We start from the raw sequence: 16308 nt of genomic DNA, 5'->3' as shown, positions 1-16308 counted from the left end.
CGCCGACGCGCTCCGGGCAGCAGCCGGTTCCCAGGAGGAGATACGGGCATGAAGGCTTTCTGGCAGGTTCGCGGGCGGGCCGCCAAGATGGACCTGTACATGCGGATCACGGTGTACGCACTGCCCTGGTTCATGTGTCTCGGCGTGCTGAGCCCCTTCCCCACCCACCTGGTCAGGGAGCCGGGGCCGGTGGCGATGGCGCAGGGCCTGACGGCTCTTGCCGTGGTGCAGACCGTGCTCTCGATGCACGCCGTCCGGCGCGGCATCGCCCACCGCCTGGACGGGGCGCCCGCCCCCTGGCGGACCGCCACCGTCTCCGTGGTGCTCGGCGCCGCCTTCGCCGCCCTGACCGTGACGCTCCAGGCGACCGGCGGTCTGGCGGCTGCCGGGGACGACGGTTCGAGCCTGGTCCTGCTCCTCATGTTCGGTCTCAGCCCGTCCTCGATCTCCGTGTGCGCCCTGTCGACGCCCCGACGGCTGACCGCGGCGACCGCGGCGGCGGCGATCGTGACGGGCGTCGTCGTGGAGGCCACCACGCACCACACCTCCCTCGCCGTGGCCACCGGCTTCTCGATCGGACTGGCGGGCGTCTACGGACTGGGCGCCTTCCGCTCCTCGCTCTGGTACATGGCGACGATCTGGGAGCTCGACCGGGCCCGGGACACCGAGGCCCGCCTCGCCGTCGCCGAGGAGCGGCTGCGGTTCGGCCGGGACCTGCACGACGTGATGGGCCGCAACCTCGCCGTCATCGCGCTCAAGAGCGAGCTCGCGGTCCAGCTCGCCCGACGCGGCAGGCCCGAGGCGGCCGAGCAGATGGCCGAGGTGCAGCGGATCGCCCAGGAGTCGCAGCGCGAGGTGCGCGAGGTCGTACGCGGTTACCGGCAGGCCGACCTGCGCAGCGAGATCGAGGGCGCACGCGGGGTGCTGGCAGCCGCCGGGATCAGCTGCCGGGTGGACGACGCGCTCGGTACGGATCTGTCCCCCGGGGTGCAGTCCGCGCTCGGCTGGGTGGTCCGCGAGACGACCACCAACGTCCTGCGGCACGGCAATCCGAAGAGCTGCTCCCTGCGGCTGACCTCGGACGGGGACCGCGCGGTCCTCGTCGTCGAGAACGACGGCACGCCCACGGCGGGCGCCGTCGGTGCGTCCGGTCCGCCCGGGTCGGGCCTGGCCGGTCTGCGGGAGCGGCTGGCCGCGGTGGGCGGCACGCTGAGCGCGGGAGAGAGCGGCGGGGGCACGTTCCGCGTGACGGCACAGGTTCCACTGAGCACTCCGGGCGGGCCGACAGGCCCCGCACACGAGGGAATTGAGAACATGACCAACGAACCGGCCGGATCCACCCGGACGGGGGCGGACGCCGCATGACTGTCGACCCGCCCCTCACCTCCGCCGCCGTGCGCGTCCTGCTCGCCGACGACGAGCACCTGATCAGGGGGGCGCTGGCCGCGCTGCTCGCGCTGGAGGACGACCTCGAAGTGGTCGCGGAGGCGGCCACCGGGCCCGAGGCGCTCGCGATGGCGCTCCAGCACCGGCCGGACGTGGCGGTGCTCGATCTGCAGATGCCGGGGCTCGACGGTGTGGCGGTGGCCACATCGCTGCGGACCGCGCTGCCGGACTGCCGGACCTTGATCGTGACCAGTCACGGGCTGCCGGGGCACCTGAAGCGGGCGCTCGCGGCGGGCGTGCGCGGCTTCGTGCCGAAGACCGTCAGCGCCCAGCGCCTCGCGGAGATCATCCGTACCGTACGGGCCGGAAACCGTTATGTGGACCCGGAGTTGGCGGCCGACGCGATCGCCGCCGGGGACTCGCCGCTGACCGTGCGCGAGGCCGAGGTGCTGGAGCTCGCGGCGCACGGGGCACCCGTCGCGGAGATCGCCGAGCGGGCCGCACTGAGCCAGGGAACCGTACGGAACTACCTGTCGTCGGCGGTCTCCAAGCTGGGGGCCGAGAACCGTCATGCGGCAGTGCGTCTCGCCCGGGAGCGAGGTTGGGTATAGTTGGCCTCGCGCCACGGCGCTTGCGGACGTAGCTCAGTTGGTAGAGCGCAACCTTGCCAAGGTTGAGGTCGCCAGTTCGAACCTGGTCGTCCGCTCCAGTGGAAACAGAAGGCCCCGGTCATCGCGACCGGGGCCTTCTGCGTGGCCGTCAGGACCAGCTCTGGCCGGTCAGCCGCTCGTACGCCTCGACGTACTTCGCCCGGGAGGCGTCGACGATCTCCTGCGGGAGCGCCGGCGGCGGGTTCTCCGACTTCGGGTCCCAGCCGGAGGCCGCGGACGTCAGCCAGTTCCGGATGAACTGCTTGTCGAAGGACTGCTGCGCCCGGCCTGGCTCCCAGTCGTCGGCCGGCCAGAAGCGCGAGGAGTCCGGGGTGAGCACCTCGTCGGCGATGACCAGGCGGTCCTCACCGCCCTCCACCGACTCGTACCCGAACTCGAACTTGGTGTCCGCGAGGATGATGCCCCGGTCGCGCGCGATGTCCCGGGCCCTGCCGTAGACCGCGAGGGTGGACTGGCGGAGCTGGGCCGCGGTCTCCGCGCCGACGTCGCGGGCCACTTCCTCGTAGCTCACGTTCTCGTCGTGGTCGCCGACGGCGGCCTTGGTGGCGGGCGTGAAGATCGGCGCGGGCAGCTCGGAGCCGTTCACCAGGCCCTCGGGCAGGGCGAGCCCGCAGACCGTGCGGGTGTCCTGGTACTCGACCAGGCCCGAGCCGGTCAGATAACCGCGGGCGACGCACTCGACCGGGACCATCCGCAGCGACTTGCACACCAGGGTGCGGCCCGCCCAGTCGGCGGGGGCGCCGGCCGGCAGTTCCGTCGACAGGACGTGGTTGGGGATCAGGTCGGCGAGCTGGTCGAACCACCACAGTGAGAGCTGGGTGAGGATCCGCCCCTTGTCGGGAATGTCGGTGGGCAGCACCCAGTCGAAGGCGCTGGTGCGGTCGCTGGCGACCATCACGAGGTCGCCCGCCTCGTTCTGGTACAGGTCGCGCACCTTGCCGGTGTGCAGATGCACCAGGCCCGGCACCTGCTGGGGCTCGGGCTTTACTACGAATCCGGACACGGTTCCTCCCCGTGGTTATGGCCTATCGCGGTCAATTCTCCCGCACGCACGGGGGAAGTCCCCGGTCAGGGTGGCCGGGGCGCGCGGACGGGGTGGTGCGGGCGTGCTGGGCGGGGGCGCGCGGGAGGGCCCCGGCAGCGTCCCCGGTGGGGTCTCAGGTGCCCTTGACGATGCGGTCCAGGAGGTTCGCCGTCGCCTTCTGGATGCGGGGGTCGACATGGCCCGGGCGATCCAGCGCCGGTGACCAGGCGAAGGTGCCGGAGGCGAAGACGAGGGCTCCGCCGGGGGCGCGGTAGAGGGAGGTCTCCTGGTGGCGCAGGGCGCCCTCGCCGTCCCGGTAGGGGGAGTGGGCGAGCAGGATGCGGCCCCGGTGCTCGGGCAGCGCGGTGCGCGGGAAGTACCGGTCTGCCTCGCCCGCCACCAGGCCCTCGATCTCGTCGCCCTCGCCGGCCCCGGTGCCCTCCCACAGCCAGTGCTCGGCGTTGCGCACGACGAGAGGGCTCGGCTCGGGGACCCTTCCCGCGTACTGGATCCCCAGCAGCTGCTGCTCGGGGCGGCCCGCCTCGCGCCACAGTGCGGTCCTGCCGTGGCCGCGGCGCTTGAGGCAGGTCAGCAGGCGGTCGGGGGCGCCGGAGGGGGCGGGGCCCAGGTCGACCTGCCAGTACATGGTGTTCGCCGACAGGAAGACCAGGGAGGTGCCCTGGTCCCGGGCGCGCTCGGCGGCCTTGCGCATGGGGACCGACCAGTACTCGTCGTGGCCGGGGAAGATCAGCCCGCGGTAGCGGGAGGTGTCGATGCGGCCGGCGTGCAGGTCGCGGGCGTCCGCGTAGGCCAGGTCGTAGCCGTAGCGCTCGGCCCAGCGGATGAAGTCGTAGGCGTGCCCGACGTGCAGGGGCAGGCCCTGGCCCGCGAACGGCCGGTCGAAGGAGACGGTGGTGGCGGCGTCCTCCTCGCCGAGCAGCCGGCCCTCCTCGTCCCAGGCGTGGTAGAGGCTGGCCCCGGTGCGGCCGTCCTCCGGGTAGAGGTTGTAGGCCTGCCAGGTGATGTCGGGCAGGAGCAGCAGGTAGTCGGCAGGGCGGTCGTCGCGCACCGTGAACGGGACGTGGGTGCGGTGCCCGTCGGCGCTGGTCAGCACGGCGACATAGGCGCCTAGGCTCCAGTACTCGGGGATCTGCAGACGCCAGGACTGCCACCAGTGGTGGCAGGAGACCGTGCGGTCGGCGGTCAGCGGGGCGGGCTGGACGATGCCGGAGAGCCGGGGACTGGTGTCGACCTTGAGGGCGCCGGCGCCGCTGTAGTGGCCGATCCGGTAGACGTACGCGGAGAACTCCTGCGGCGGGTTGACCGTGACGTGGAAGTCGACGGAGCCGCCGGGTGAGACGGAGCCGGACGAGGTGAAGCCCTTGATCTGGCAGTTCACGTCGTCGGCCACGCGGGGCCCGGAGGTGCGGCGGGGCGGCGGGACCTTGGCGCCGGTGGCCGGATCCAGCTCCGCGTACCAGGGGACGACCGTGCCGTCCGCGTCGAGATACTGGTCGCCGCCGCGCAGCCAGGGCAGCGGGCCCTGGCCGAAGGGGTCCGAGACGGCGTGCGCGAGCGCCCCCGAATCCCAGCGAATCTGCTCCACCCCCACGTCACTCCCCTCCCTCGGCCCGAGACTCAGCGGTCGTCCGGACCAACAGTGGTGCACCGGCTGTCAGCTTCAGGACCCCAGCACATCACATAACGCACGCACTCCGTCACCGTTCGTCGCGAATTGGCGTGAAACGGAACCTCGTACTCCGTTCGTGGGACCTCGCGGCGGTTCTGCGCCAGCCGCCGGACCGGGGGGCGTACGGGCCCGCGGAGCGGCGAACGCGGCGAACGGACCCGCGCGGCGGCGTACTTCCGGGCGCGGGGGCTCATACCAGCCGTACGGGCTTTTCCGGCCGCACGCCGACCGCCGCCAGCCATCCGCGCAGCGGGGCGGGGTCGCCGTCCTCGACGAGGCTGAGAACCGGCCCCGTGAGGTCGCTGCGGCGCTCACCCTCGACGAGCAGGGCGGGTCCGTCCAGCCAGTCCAGGCCGGGAGCCGCGCCCGCCGTGTCGACCGCGGCGCAGCAGACCATCGCGGTGACGTGGTCGGCGAGCAGGTCACGGCCGGTGCGCGGCGGCTGTATGGGAAAGACCGGCAGCGGGTCGCCGCCCCAGGAACCGCCGTCGAGGAACTCCTGGCCGTCGCCGAGCAGGACCGGCGCGGGCGGCGGGGTTGCGGCCTCCTCGCGGGCGGCCTCGGCGGTGATACCGGCGGCGAGGGCGTCGGTGCGCTCCTCGTCGCTGCGTCCGTCGTCCGGCCCCGGCGCACCGGTGTGGGCCACGGCCTCGGCGGCGAGGTGGTCCATGACGCGGGCCAGGGTGGGGCCCGTACGGTCGCCGCCGGAGCGGCGGACACCGAGCGTGTCGAGGACGCGGTGCAGCCGGGCCGCCTCGGTGCGCCACTTCCGGTCGACGACCTCTTCGGGATAGGTCTGCCAGTCGACCGGTGACCAGTCGGGGCCGGGGGTCGCGGGGCCGCCGTGGAAGAGCCGGGCGGCCAGCAGGGAGGTGGCCTCGTCGATCGTGCCCGGCTCCTCCAGGAGGTCACAGGCGGGACGCTCGCCGAGCCGGGTGGCGAACCCGTCGGCGAGGCGATCGCGACGGGAGAGCTCGGTGAGGGCGGACACCACGCCGGCGTCCAGCCGGGAGGGCCAGCGCCCCATCCGCCAGGCCGGCAGCGCGACCCGGGTCAGCAGCCGGTCCCAGCCCGCGTAGGCGAGGCCGACCTGCTCCTGGGCGACGATCCGCAGTCCGTAGTCCACGGCCTGCGCGCGCTCGGACGCGGCGGCGGCAACGCCCCGCTCCAACTGGGTGATGTGCTCGCGGCAGGCCGCCAGGAGGATCCGGGAGATCCGGCCGAGGGGCGCCAGCGCGATCCGGCGAATCCTCGCCGCGGGCCCCTGCCCCGGCTTGGCGGCGACCGCGACGGCCGCGTCCAGGCCCCGTACGAAACGGCGGGCGGCGGCTATGTCGGGATGCGCGGAGGGGCCCGTACCGGCGACGACGGGGGCGAGGACGGCACGCAACTCGGCCACGCGCATCCACCACAGGAAGGGCGAGCCGATGACCAGGACGGGGGCGGTGGGTCCGGGCTGCGCGGCGGTGGGCCCGACTGCCGGAGTGGTGGGAGTCGCCGGGGCGGTGGGGCCGGTCGCCGGGACGGTGGGGCCGGTCGCCGGGACGGCGGGGCCGGTCGCCGGGACGGCGGGGCCGGTCGCCGGGACGGTGGGGCCGGTGCGTATGGACCCGTCGGGCTCCGGCCCGGGGCGGGCCGCCGTGCGGACGGCCGCGTCCGGGCTCCGGCCCTGGGGGCCTTCGCGCTTGGGGCCTTCGCGCTTGGCTCCCTGGCGCGTGGCGCTTTCGTGCTTGGGGCCGGCTGCCGCGCGGACGGCCGCGTGCGAGCGGTCCTCCAGCCAGCTGTCGCAGTCCGGGGTCAGCGCTATCGCGGACGGCGCGGGCACGTCGAGCCGCACGGCCAGGTCCCGGACCAGACGGTAGAGGTCGGGCGCGGTGGCCTCGGAGAGCTCCACCGTGGGCGTCACCGCGGGCCTGGCCCGGGTGACGACGGCCGCCACCAGCAGACCGGCCGCCAGCACGACGAGCGCGAGTCCGCACACCGCCCAGCGGGCCGCGTCCCAGCCGGCGCCCGCGAGCCGTCCGGTCGCGCCCCCGACCAGGAGCACGACGGCGACGGCCGCCGGCAGCAGGGCCACGGACACCGCCCGGCCGCGCACCCTCAGCACGGCGAGCGCACGCTCCCGCGCGGCCTGCGCACCCTGCTCCGTACCCAGAACACCCGAGGCACGCGACGCACCCGAGCCACCGGAACCTGAAGAACCGGACCGAGAATCGGGGCCATGGGAACTGGCACCGGAATCAGACACACCGGACACGACCGGATTCACCCCCTCTGCCCTGCTCGCCGACGAATGGGTTGCTCACTCCCCCACTGTGGCACCCGCCACTGACATCGCAATGTCGGTGGGCCAAGTGCCGGAACGCCTTCGCGGCACCCTAGTTGGGGCATCGGCACCAGTCATGCGGATGGCGGAGCCGTCACTCGATGGAATGGCTTTGGGTAAAGGTGCTGGCTTCCCGCGCAAAGCCGGGATCGGCGTACGACACCGGAGCGCGCGCCCCAGGGTGCGGGGGGGTGGGTGCCCTGTACGGGGGTGAGGGGCGTGGGTGAGGCACCGGCCGGGGTACGGGGGGGCCGGGGCACGAGGGCTCGGGGGCCGGGAGCCGAGGACCGGGACCGGGAGCCGGGAGCCGAGAACCAGGGCCGGGAGCTGGGAGCCCGGGGACGTCCGCAAACGGGAGAGCCGGAGCCCGGGTCGGGCTCCGGCTCTCCCGGAGGACTGCCTGACGGTCGGTGCGCCCTGGGCCCCGTCCGATCAGCCGCCTGCCGCGCCGGCTGCTGCCCCGCCCGCCGCGCCGTCCACTGCCCCGCCCGCCGCCGCGTCCGCCGCGGCCTTCGCCGCGATGTCGGTGCGGTGCTGGGAGCCGGCGAGCCGGATCCGCCCCACCGCGCGGTACGCACGCTCGCGCGCCTGCGTCAGGTCGGCGCCCGTCGCGGTCACCGACAGCACCCGCCCGCCCGCGCTCAGCACGGCGTCGCCGTCCTGCCTGGTGCCCGCGTGGAGGACGAACGCCTCGGGGGCGTCCTGCGCCACCACGTCCGCGAGCCCTTCGACGGGGTCGCCCATGCGGGGCGTTCCGGGGTAGTTGTGCGAGGCGATGACGACGGTGACGGCCGCGTCGTCCCGCCAGGCCAGCGGCGGCTGGGCGTCCAGGGTGCCGTTGGCGGCGCCGAGCAGTACGCCCGCGAGAGGGGTGCGCAGACGGGCCAGGACGACCTGGGTCTCCGGGTCGCCGAAGCGGGCGTTGAACTCGATGACGCGCACGCCGCGCGACGTGATCGCAAGGCCCGCGTACAGCAGCCCGGAGAACGGGGTGCCGCGGCGCCTGAGTTCGTCGACGGTCGGCTGGAGAACGGACTCCATGACCTCGTCGACGAGCTTGGGGTCGGCCCACGGCAGCGGCGAATAGGCGCCCATGCCACCGGTGTTGGGCCCCTCGTCGCCGTCCAGCGCGCGCTTGAAGTCCTGCGCGGGCTGCAACGGCAGGACCGTCACCCCGTCGGTGATCGCGAAGAGCGAGACCTCGGGGCCGTCCAGGAACTCCTCGATGACGACGCGGTCGCAGGCCAGCGCGTGCGCCCGAGCCTCCTCGACGTCCCCCGTCACCACGACGCCCTTGCCGGCCGCGAGGCCGTCGTCCTTCACGACGTACGGAGCGCCGAAGGCGGCCAGCGCCGAGTCGATCTCCTCGGGTGTCGTACACACGTAGCTGCGGGCGGTGGGCACCCCGGCCGCGGCCATGACGTCCTTGGCGAACGCCTTGGACCCTTCCAGTTCGGCCGCTTCCTTCGAGGGGCCGAAGACCGGGATCCCGGCCTTCCGCACGGCGTCGGCGACACCCGCGACGAGCGGGGCCTCCGGCCCCACGACGACGAGACCGGCGTCGAGGTCGGTGGCGAGGCGCGCCACGGCGGCCCCGTCGAGGGCATCGACCGGGTGCAGCTCCGCCACTTCCGCGATTCCGGCGTTGCCGGGGGCGCAGTAGAGGGCGGTGACGCCGGGGTCGAGGGACAGAGAGCGGCACAGGGCGTGTTCGCGGGCGCCGCCGCCGATGACGAGGACCTTCACGGGTGCAGCCTAGAGCCTGCCCGGGGGGCGGAGCCGCACCGGGTTGGAGTTCCCGCCCACGGGGTGCCGGGATCGACCTTGTGCCTTACTACAAGAAGGCGCTACGGGAACGACCACCCGGCCAAGCGTGGAGAACAGCAGGCGGCCCCGCACCTGCCTCTCGTACCCGCCCCCCGGCACCCGCCCCTCGTACCCGTCACTCGTTGACGAACTCCTCGACCACGGTCGCACCCAGCTCGCGCACGATCAGGTCGTGGCCGGAGAGCGCCGAGTCGACCAGATCCGGATCGTCGTCCGCCGGTACGTCGTCCTCGACGGAGACCGGCGGGCGGTCGGGGGCGGCGCCGTGCTGCTGCGCCGACGCGGACGGGCCGGCGGCTGCCTGGTACTGCCCCTGCGGACGCGGCGCGGAAGGCTGTTGTTGCTGGGGGGAGTGCTGGGGAGTGTGCTGAGGCGCGGCCTGCGGTACGGAACCACCGGCGGCCCCGGCCCCGCCACCTGATCCGCCGCCGAACCCACCACTCTGCGAAGCCGCCGGCTGCGGCGGGCGCGGGGCGGCCGGAGCACCCGCGCCACCGCCGAAGCCACCACCGCCACCACCGCCACCACCGAAGCCGCCATACCCCGCGGGAGGGCCGGCGGGCGGCATCCCCGCACCCGCACCGCCGCCGTTTCCTCCGCCCGCGTCGAGCACGGACTCGATCCGCCACTGCACCTGGAAGGACTCGGCGAGAACCTGCTTCAGTACGTCCTCGCTGCCGCTGCTCGCGAAGTTGTCGCGGGCCCCGGCGTTGATGAAGCCGACCTGGAGGGTGGTCCCGTCGAAGCCGACGACCTGGGCGTTCTGACTGAGCAGGATCCAGGTGAAGCGGCGCTTGTTCTTCACGGCCTCCAGAATCCCGGGCCACATGTTCTGCACCTGGGCGGCGCCCTGAGCGGCGGCGGCACTGGGCGCCCCCTGGGCGGGGGGCCCTGCCGGTGCGGCCGCCGGGGCCTGTGACTGCGCCTGTACGGGGGCGGGCTCGGGCCGCCCCTGGCCGGGGGCGGAGGCGGTCGGCCACCCACCGGGCCGCCGCGCGGGGGCCGCGGGCGGCTGGGCTCCGCCGGGCGGGGCTGCGGGAGGCGCTTGGGACTCGGGAGACACCGGAGCCCCCTGGGCGGGAGCTGCCGGAGCCTGCGCGGCGGGCGCGTGATGCGCCGGGGCCGGCGCGTGCGTATCCGGACCGGTACCGGCCGGAACATGGGCCCCCGGGGCCGGAGCGGCATGGCCGGGACCCGCCGGCGAGACCGGTGCGGCCGGTGCGGCCGGAACGGGTGCGACCGGAGCCTGCGGCATCCCACCCCCGTGCGCGTCGGGCCCGGGAACGTAACCCATGGGCGGCATCCCCTGCATGCCCCCGCCAGGGACAAACCCGCCGACTCCGCCTCCTCCACTACCCCCGGTGCGTTCCAGCCGGTCCAGCCTCGCCTGCACGGACCGCTCGTCGTCGAACGCGGCGGGCAGCAGCACCCGCGCACAGATCAGCTCCAGCTGGAGCCGGGGCGAGGTGGCCCCACGCATTTCCGTGAGCCCCGAATTGACCAGGTCGGCGGCCCGGCTCAACTCGGCGGCGCCGAAGACGGAGGCCTGCGCCTGCATCCGCTCCACGACGTCGGCGGGGGCGTCGATCAGGCCCTTCTCCCCGGCGTCGGGCACGGCCGCGAGGATCACCAGGTCCCGCAACCGCTCCAGCAGGTCCGCGACGAATCGCCGCGGGTCGTTGCCGCCCTCGATGACCCGGTCGACGACCTCGAAGGCCGCCGCCCCGTCACCGGCGGCGAAGGCGTCGACCACGGAGTCGAGCAGCGAGCCGTCCGTGTACCCGAGGAGGGCAGTCGCCATGGCATACGTCACACCGTCGTCGACCGCTCCGGCGAGCAGCTGGTCCATCACGGACATCGAGTCACGCACGGACCCGGCTCCCGCCCGCACCACCAGGGGCAGTACGCCTTCCTCGACCGAGGCCTCCTCCTTGCCGCACACCTCACCGAGGTAGTCGCGAAGCGTCCCCGGCGGCACCAGCCGGAAGGGGTAGTGGTGCGTACGCGAGCGGATCGTCCCGATGACCTTCTCGGGCTCGGTGGTGGCGAAGATGAACTTCAGGTGCTCCGGCGGCTCCTCGACCACCTTCAGCAGGGCGTTGAAGCCCGCCGAGGTGACCATGTGCGCCTCGTCGATGATGTAGATCTTGTACCGGCTGCCGGCGGGCCCGAAGAACGCCTTCTCCCGCAGGTCACGCGCGTCGTCGACGCCACCGTGCGAAGCCGCGTCGATCTCGATGACGTCGATCGACCCGCGGCCGTTCCTCGCCAGGTCCTGGCAGGACTGGCACTCGCCGCACGGTGTCGGCGTCGGCCCCTGCTCACAGTTCAGACAGCGCGCGAGAATCCGCGCGCTGGTCGTCTTTCCACAACCCCGCGGCCCGCTGAACAGGTACGCGTGGTTGACCCGGTTGTTCCGCAGGGCCTGCATCAGCGGGGCAGTGACATGCTCCTGCCCGATGACCTCGGCGAACGACTCGGGGCGATAACGGCGGTAGAGCGCAAGGGACGACACACATACGAGGTTATCGGGACCCACCGACAACCGGCCCCGCCCCAATCCCGCGGCGGGCTCCGCACCAATCCCGCGGCGGGCTCCGCACCGGTCGCGAATCTCGCACAGCCACCCACCGCCGCCCCGCCCGATCCGCGGAGGGCCCCGCACCCCGGCTCCCGCCCCTGGGCCCGCTCCCCCGCGTCCCCCACCTGCCCCCGGGAACGCAAAGACCCCCCACGCACCCGCCAGAGCCAACCTACCCTTGCTGCCTTCCGGCCCTGGGGGAGTTCAGTCAGATAGCGCCACGTGAGGGGCTGATGCCCACCCTAGCCGATCCCCTCCCCGAAAAACGACCCGGCCCCACCTGCGGATCCGTCGAACCCCCCGCATCACCTCCGCCCCGGGAAGACGGTCGCAAGCACTCCCCAACGTCTTGTATTGTTTGCGGCGGAGGATTCGCCTAGTGGCCTAGGGCGCACGCTTGGAAAGCGTGTTGGGGGCAACCCCTCACGAGTTCGAATCTCGTATCCTCCGCACCCGCCCATCAGGGCAGACGAAGGCCCCGACCGGTTCGCCGGCCGGGGCCTTCGTCGTTGCGTGGTCGCAGTTCCACCGCGGGGCAATGTCCACGCATCGGTTAGCCGGTACGGGCCTCGATCGCGTCGGTGTCCAGGAAGCCGCCCTGGGGCGTGGCGACCACGCTGATTTCCCCGCCCTTCAGCTGCGCGGCGGTAATCAGCCGGTGGGCTTTGGGGGCGACCCCGGCCGCGCAGACCACGACGTTCAGGAAGGGCTTCGGGGCTGGAACACCGAGTCGACGACGGCCGTGATCGACTCACAGTCGCTGAAGGACCACACCTACGGGCCTGGGTAGCCGGCTGTCGCCTCGCAGCCGTCCTCCGAGGCACGCGACCAGGCGGGGAGCGCGAGGGTGAGTGTCTTGTCGGTGAACGGCGCGAGGGCGATGATCTGGTGTCCTACCCTGCCACCCTGGTAGACAAGGTGGCGTTGATGCGCACGGAAGTGGAGTTCGCCCTCGCCCCGCTGGACCGCGGCCAGAGTCTCGGCCAGGTCTTCAAGCTCGCCCGCGTCGCCGGATCGCCACTCGTAGTCGGACCATTTGTGCTGGCCGAGCCAGAGGGTCGCTTCATGGGGCGAGCAAGCAACGATCAAGTCACACCCGTCCCCGGTCGCCAGGATCACGCAGAAGCTCCCGGATTCCAGCAGCGGGGCGTTGTACGCAGCGGCGGCGGCACGGCAAATGTCAGCGGCCGGGTTCGCCGCCTCGGCACCGCTCCCGTCAGCCACAGGGATTCGTCCGCTTCCCACCGGCACCCCATGTCCCGTAGGCCATCTTCCCGTCCACCTTTCCTGCGGCTCGGAACATGACCCGGAAAGTACCCTTCTGGCACTTCAGATCGGGAGTACGCCTCATCGTTGTACGGCCTCACTCAAACTTCCTCCGAACACCAGGGCGCTGTAATAGTTCCTGTACTACATTGGCGGCATGTCGACCCAGCGTGCGGGACACACCGAGAACGTATCCGTCTCCCTGCCGGCCGATCTGCTCTCGGCTCTCCGCGAGCGGACGGGCAAGCGCGGCCTGTCGTCCTACGTCACCGACGCGGTACGGCACCAGATGGAGATGGACGGCCTGACGGAAATCGTCTCCGCCCAGGAGGCGGAACACGGCCCACTGACCGAGGCCGAGATCGAAGCCGCAGCCCGAGAACTCTTCGGCCACGCCGACGACGCGGGACAGCACGCAGCATGAGGGAAGTGACCGCCCGCTCGGTCGTGTTGGACTCCCAGGCGCTCTCCCTCCTCCTCCGTCACGACCGCGCCCTGACGGCACGCATCGAAGCGACCCGCCGAGCAGGTATCCCGGTCCGCGTCTCGGCGCTGACTGTCGTCGAGGCGGTGCACGGCAAGACCGACATGCCACGCCTCCAGTGGTACCTCTCCCGCCTGCGGCTGGAGCCTGTGGCGCCGGAGGACGCACTCGTTGCTGTCAGCCTGCTGCGCGACGCCGGCGGACTGCACGGCCACAAGTACGCGATCGATGCTCTGGTCGCCGCCATGGCCCTCCGCTCGCCATCCCCTGCCCTGGTTATCACCTCGGACCGCGACGACTGGGCCCAGCTCTGCGGCGACCGCGTCATCATCCGGGACGTCTGACGCCGTCGCGTGGCGCCGCACGGAAGCCGCCGTCGACCGCACCGGCTGCCCAGATCCGTGATTGCAGTTCTGGTTGCGTTCACCTGTGTGCAGCACCGTTCGGAACCCCCACCGTCACCGTCTCCACCGCAGGTCAGGACGCTCCCGTACGCCCCCGCACCCCGGACGAACATTTGGAAAGCGTGTTGGGGGCAACCTCTCACGAGTTCGAATCTCGTATCCTCCGCAGCTAGAAGGCTCGGACCGCTCAGGCGGTCCGGGCCTTCTGCTTTGTCCGGCCAACAGCCCCAGCGGGATTCCTCGGAGTCCTTCGGGCGCTCCGGCCCGTTTCCCGGGGTGTCCGTGGCTGAGGCCCTGCGGGTTCTCCGGCTTCCGCGCCGCCTCAGTCGATGCCGAAGTGCTGGGAGACCTCTTCGACCGTGAAGCGGGCGCGGAGTTTGCAGGCGGAGTTCTGGTTGGCGAAGAAGCCGGTGCGCCACAGGGCCCTCGGGCGTGGGACCGCTTGTTCCCAGTGGACCGGCACGACCCATTCGCGGCGGTCCTCGCCCGCTTCGGCGCCGGCCGTGTCCGCCTCGACGCCGGCCGTGTCCGCCGCTGCGTCGGCCGTGTCCGCGTGGGGGCGGTAGCTGCCCTCAAGAGGCAGGTCGGCCAGTCGGCGGCGTTCGCCGTCGACGGTGAGCGTGGCGTCCTCGAAGGGCTGCGGCTCACCGGACACCGTGCCCACCCCTACGTACCCCACCTTGGGGATGTGGGTGAACACCCGCGCACCTATTGGCAGAGCACGCAGCGTCCGGGAGAACCAGTCCCCGCCCCCGGCCGACACGAAGCCGTGGCGACGGGCGTCCTCCCAGCTGCGGCCCGCGGGCTCCTCGCCGAACGAGACGTACCAGTCCGTGCCGTTCCAGGGCTCCTGTTTGCCGCGCGCCTTGGCGGCCGCGGGGGTCGCCGCCACCTCGGCCTCGTCGATGAGCCAGGTGCGGGCCAGGTAGGAGCGCCCCTCGTCCTCGAAGTGGCGGAAGAACAGCACGTTGAGGGGGACCTGGTAGCCGGCTGCCAGGTAGGTGACGATCCGCTCCGTGGCCGCGTCGATCTCGCTCGCGACGACGGTCAGGGTGTGCGCGCTGTTCAACGCCTCCGGCGGGCTGCCGCCGAAGCGCAGCGCGAACGCCTCGTCGAGTTCCTCCGCCAGGCCGCGCCTTCGGGCATACGCCCCGTAGATCTCCCGTACCTGCTCGTTGCTGAGGTCCTGCACCCACGAGCCGTAGTCGAGGAGCTGCGCCACGACCTCCCGGGGCGTGCGGTCCCGTTTCAGCTCCAGGACGTGCAACCCCCCTTCGACGTCCATCCCGAGCAGGTCGATGAACTTGCCGTGATCCGTCTGCACCTGCCGGCCGATCAGGAGCAGGGGCCTGCCCAGGATCTCCGGATCGGCCTCGATGAGGTCTTCGAGTCTCGACTCCGCCTGCATCGGCCTCGTGGTGACCCGTACCGGTCTGTCGTCCACCCGCCACAGTCCGAACTCCAACGGCACCCTGCGCTCCTCCCCTTGAGCCGGTGCGGCGCAACCACGCCACACCCCCGATCCTGCACCGCCGCGCGGGACTTCGTGGTGGATTCCGTACCTGCGCGCACCTCGTGGAGGGTTGTCCCGCGTCCGGCCCGGGGGGCTGGCACCACCATCGATCGGGCGGGCCGCCCCATGCCCCCGGACCGCCGTTTCCGGAATCGTTGCCGGTGTCAGAACCCCGTCGGGTGGTGCCAGCACCACACGTCGACAACGGAACGTCGTGAGACGTCCCCACCGCGATGATTCGAGGCCCGCCATGACCGCCGTCACCACCGCCCCACGCCCGTACCGCTACGAGGACGAGGTCGAGGCCGCCCGCGAGAGTGCGTCCGGCGCGCCCGGGACCGGGTTCCTACGAGGGCCCTTCGCCGGAGCGACCTACCGGGAGATCGGGTACACGATCACCTCGTTGCCGGTGGCCGTCGGCGGGTTCGCCTTCGCCGTGGCGATGTTCGCAGCCGGCGCGGGCCTCGCCGTCACCTTGCTCGGCCTTCCGGTGTTCGCCGCGATGCTGGCGGGCGCGCGGGGCCTCGGCGCGGCCGAGCGGGTGCGGGCACGGCACGGACTCGGGCTGCGGGTGACGGGCCCCGGGCCGCTGGGCGCGCCGAAGCGCGGCGGGTTCTGGGGTTCGATGGCCCACCGCCTCTCCGACACGGCCGCCTGGCAGGCACTGTTGTTCCAGGTGGTGATGTTGCCGTGGCGGTTGTTCAGCTTCGTCGTCTCGGTGACGTTCCTCGCCGTGGGCTGGGTGGTGGCGCTGCTGCCCGCCTACAACTGGGTCTTCCCGCGGTACGTGGACGGCTGGGCCGGGTACCGCGTGTACGACTTCACCTCGGGCGGCGTCCACCACACGTACGACATCACCTCGCCCCTCCAGCTGGCCGCGGTCTCGCTGCTCGGCCTGGTGATCGTCTTCCTCACGCCGAAGCTGGTGCGGGCCCTGACGAACGTGGACCGCGCGGCGGTGCGGGGGCTGCTGGGCGGGTGAGGGGCGTGCGCAGGGGGGGCATGGGCCGGGGCGGGGGGGGGGGGGTTTTTTGGGGCCCCCCCCCCCCCCCCCCGGTGGGGGTGGGGGGGGGGGGGGTTTTTTTTTGTTTTGAGCAACACCACGGCGCGGGGGGCGGCCCGCGCGGGGGGCCCCC

General features: G+C 72.7%; 12 protein-coding genes, 2 tRNA genes, 1 other RNA gene and 1 pseudogene. 7 read left to right on the top strand and 9 right to left on the bottom strand.

Annotated features, from left to right (window positions below):
- The first annotated feature begins 48 nt into the window (after positions 1–48).
- The 3 genes from ACIQM4_RS12560 to ACIQM4_RS12550 all read left to right on the top strand — a co-directional run bounded on the left by ACIQM4_RS12560 (position 49) and on the right by ACIQM4_RS12550 (position 2095).
- Positions 49–1365 carry a sensor histidine kinase gene (locus tag ACIQM4_RS12560; RefSeq protein WP_401589809.1) on the top strand — a complete coding sequence of 439 codons (1317 nt, stop codon included), beginning with the start codon at positions 49–51 and terminating at the stop codon, positions 1363–1365.
- On the top strand, positions 1362–1997 hold the full coding sequence (locus tag ACIQM4_RS12555; RefSeq protein ID WP_401589806.1) for a response regulator: 636 nt from the start codon (positions 1362–1364) through the stop codon (positions 1995–1997). Before ACIQM4_RS12560 ends, ACIQM4_RS12555 begins: the two co-directional genes overlap by 4 nt.
- Positions 1998–2019: 22 nt before the next feature.
- Positions 2020–2095 (top strand) — tRNA-Gly (locus tag ACIQM4_RS12550).
- Positions 2096–2145: 50 nt separating this feature from the next.
- On the opposite strand, the gene ACIQM4_RS12545 is transcribed toward ACIQM4_RS12550, so the two are convergent.
- The 6 genes from ACIQM4_RS12545 to ffs form a co-directional block, all read right to left on the bottom strand.
- Positions 2146–3060: a phosphoribosylaminoimidazolesuccinocarboxamide synthase gene (locus ACIQM4_RS12545; protein WP_401589803.1), complete on the bottom strand. Its 915-nt coding sequence runs from the start codon at positions 3058–3060 to the stop codon at positions 2146–2148.
- A gap of 154 nt (positions 3061–3214) precedes the next feature.
- Entirely contained in the window at positions 3215–4693 is a 1479-nt protein-coding gene (locus ACIQM4_RS12540) for a N,N-dimethylformamidase beta subunit family domain-containing protein (protein WP_401589801.1), read from the bottom strand.
- A 268-nt stretch (positions 4694–4961) separates the two neighbouring features.
- Positions 4962–6752, bottom strand: a complete 1791-nt coding sequence (locus ACIQM4_RS12535; protein ID WP_401590167.1) for a hypothetical protein — start codon at positions 6750–6752, stop codon at positions 4962–4964.
- Between the two features lie 777 nt (positions 6753–7529).
- Positions 7530–8843 carry a phosphoribosylamine--glycine ligase gene (gene purD / locus ACIQM4_RS12530; protein WP_401589798.1) on the bottom strand — a complete coding sequence of 438 codons (1314 nt, stop codon included), beginning with the start codon at positions 8841–8843 and terminating at the stop codon, positions 7530–7532.
- A gap of 196 nt (positions 8844–9039) precedes the next feature.
- On the bottom strand, positions 9040–11439 hold the full coding sequence (locus ACIQM4_RS12525) for a DNA polymerase III subunit gamma and tau (RefSeq protein WP_401589795.1): 2400 nt from the start codon (positions 11437–11439) through the stop codon (positions 9040–9042).
- A gap of 207 nt (positions 11440–11646) precedes the next feature.
- Positions 11647–11737, bottom strand: an RNA gene (gene ffs, locus ACIQM4_RS12520) — signal recognition particle sRNA small type.
- 133 nt (positions 11738–11870) lie between these two features.
- Here ffs and ACIQM4_RS12515 point away from each other — a divergent pair.
- Positions 11871–11955: transfer RNA gene (locus ACIQM4_RS12515), tRNA-Ser, on the top strand.
- Between the two features lie 106 nt (positions 11956–12061).
- On the opposite strand, the pseudogene ACIQM4_RS12510 reads toward ACIQM4_RS12515, so the two are convergent.
- Both ACIQM4_RS12510 and ACIQM4_RS12505 read right to left on the bottom strand, forming a co-directional pair.
- Positions 12062–12208, bottom strand: a pseudogene (locus ACIQM4_RS12510) (flavoprotein); the annotation flags it as partial.
- Between the two features lie 71 nt (positions 12209–12279).
- The gene (locus tag ACIQM4_RS12505; RefSeq protein WP_401589793.1) at positions 12280–12594 is read right to left on the bottom strand and encodes a hypothetical protein; all 315 of its coding nucleotides are present in this window, start codon (positions 12592–12594) and stop codon (positions 12280–12282) included.
- 334 nt (positions 12595–12928) lie between these two features.
- Here ACIQM4_RS12505 and ACIQM4_RS12500 point away from each other — a divergent pair, with 334 nt between their 5' ends.
- A complete protein-coding gene (locus tag ACIQM4_RS12500) occupies positions 12929–13195 on the top strand; it encodes a hypothetical protein (protein WP_401589791.1) in 267 nt (88 codons plus the stop codon).
- Entirely contained in the window at positions 13192–13599 is a 408-nt protein-coding gene (locus ACIQM4_RS12495; RefSeq protein ID WP_401589788.1) for a PIN domain-containing protein, read from the top strand. Before ACIQM4_RS12500 ends, ACIQM4_RS12495 begins: the two co-directional genes overlap by 4 nt.
- 382 nt (positions 13600–13981) lie before the next feature.
- On the opposite strand, the gene ACIQM4_RS12490 is transcribed toward ACIQM4_RS12495, so the two are convergent.
- Positions 13982–15130, bottom strand: a complete 1149-nt coding sequence (locus tag ACIQM4_RS12490; protein ID WP_401589785.1) for an endonuclease NucS domain-containing protein — start codon at positions 15128–15130, stop codon at positions 13982–13984.
- 292 nt (positions 15131–15422) lie between these two features.
- On the opposite strand from ACIQM4_RS12490, the gene ACIQM4_RS12485 reads away from it, so the two are divergent.
- Entirely contained in the window at positions 15423–16154 is a 732-nt protein-coding gene (locus ACIQM4_RS12485; protein ID WP_401589782.1) for a sensor domain-containing protein, read from the top strand.
- Positions 16155–16308: the final 154 nt, after the last annotated feature.

The sequence above is a fragment of the Streptomyces sp. NPDC091272 genome (assembly GCF_044757485.1).
Classification (GTDB): Bacteria; Actinomycetota; Actinomycetes; order Streptomycetales; family Streptomycetaceae; genus Streptomyces.
This window is presented reverse-complemented; position numbering and strand designations above follow the sequence as displayed.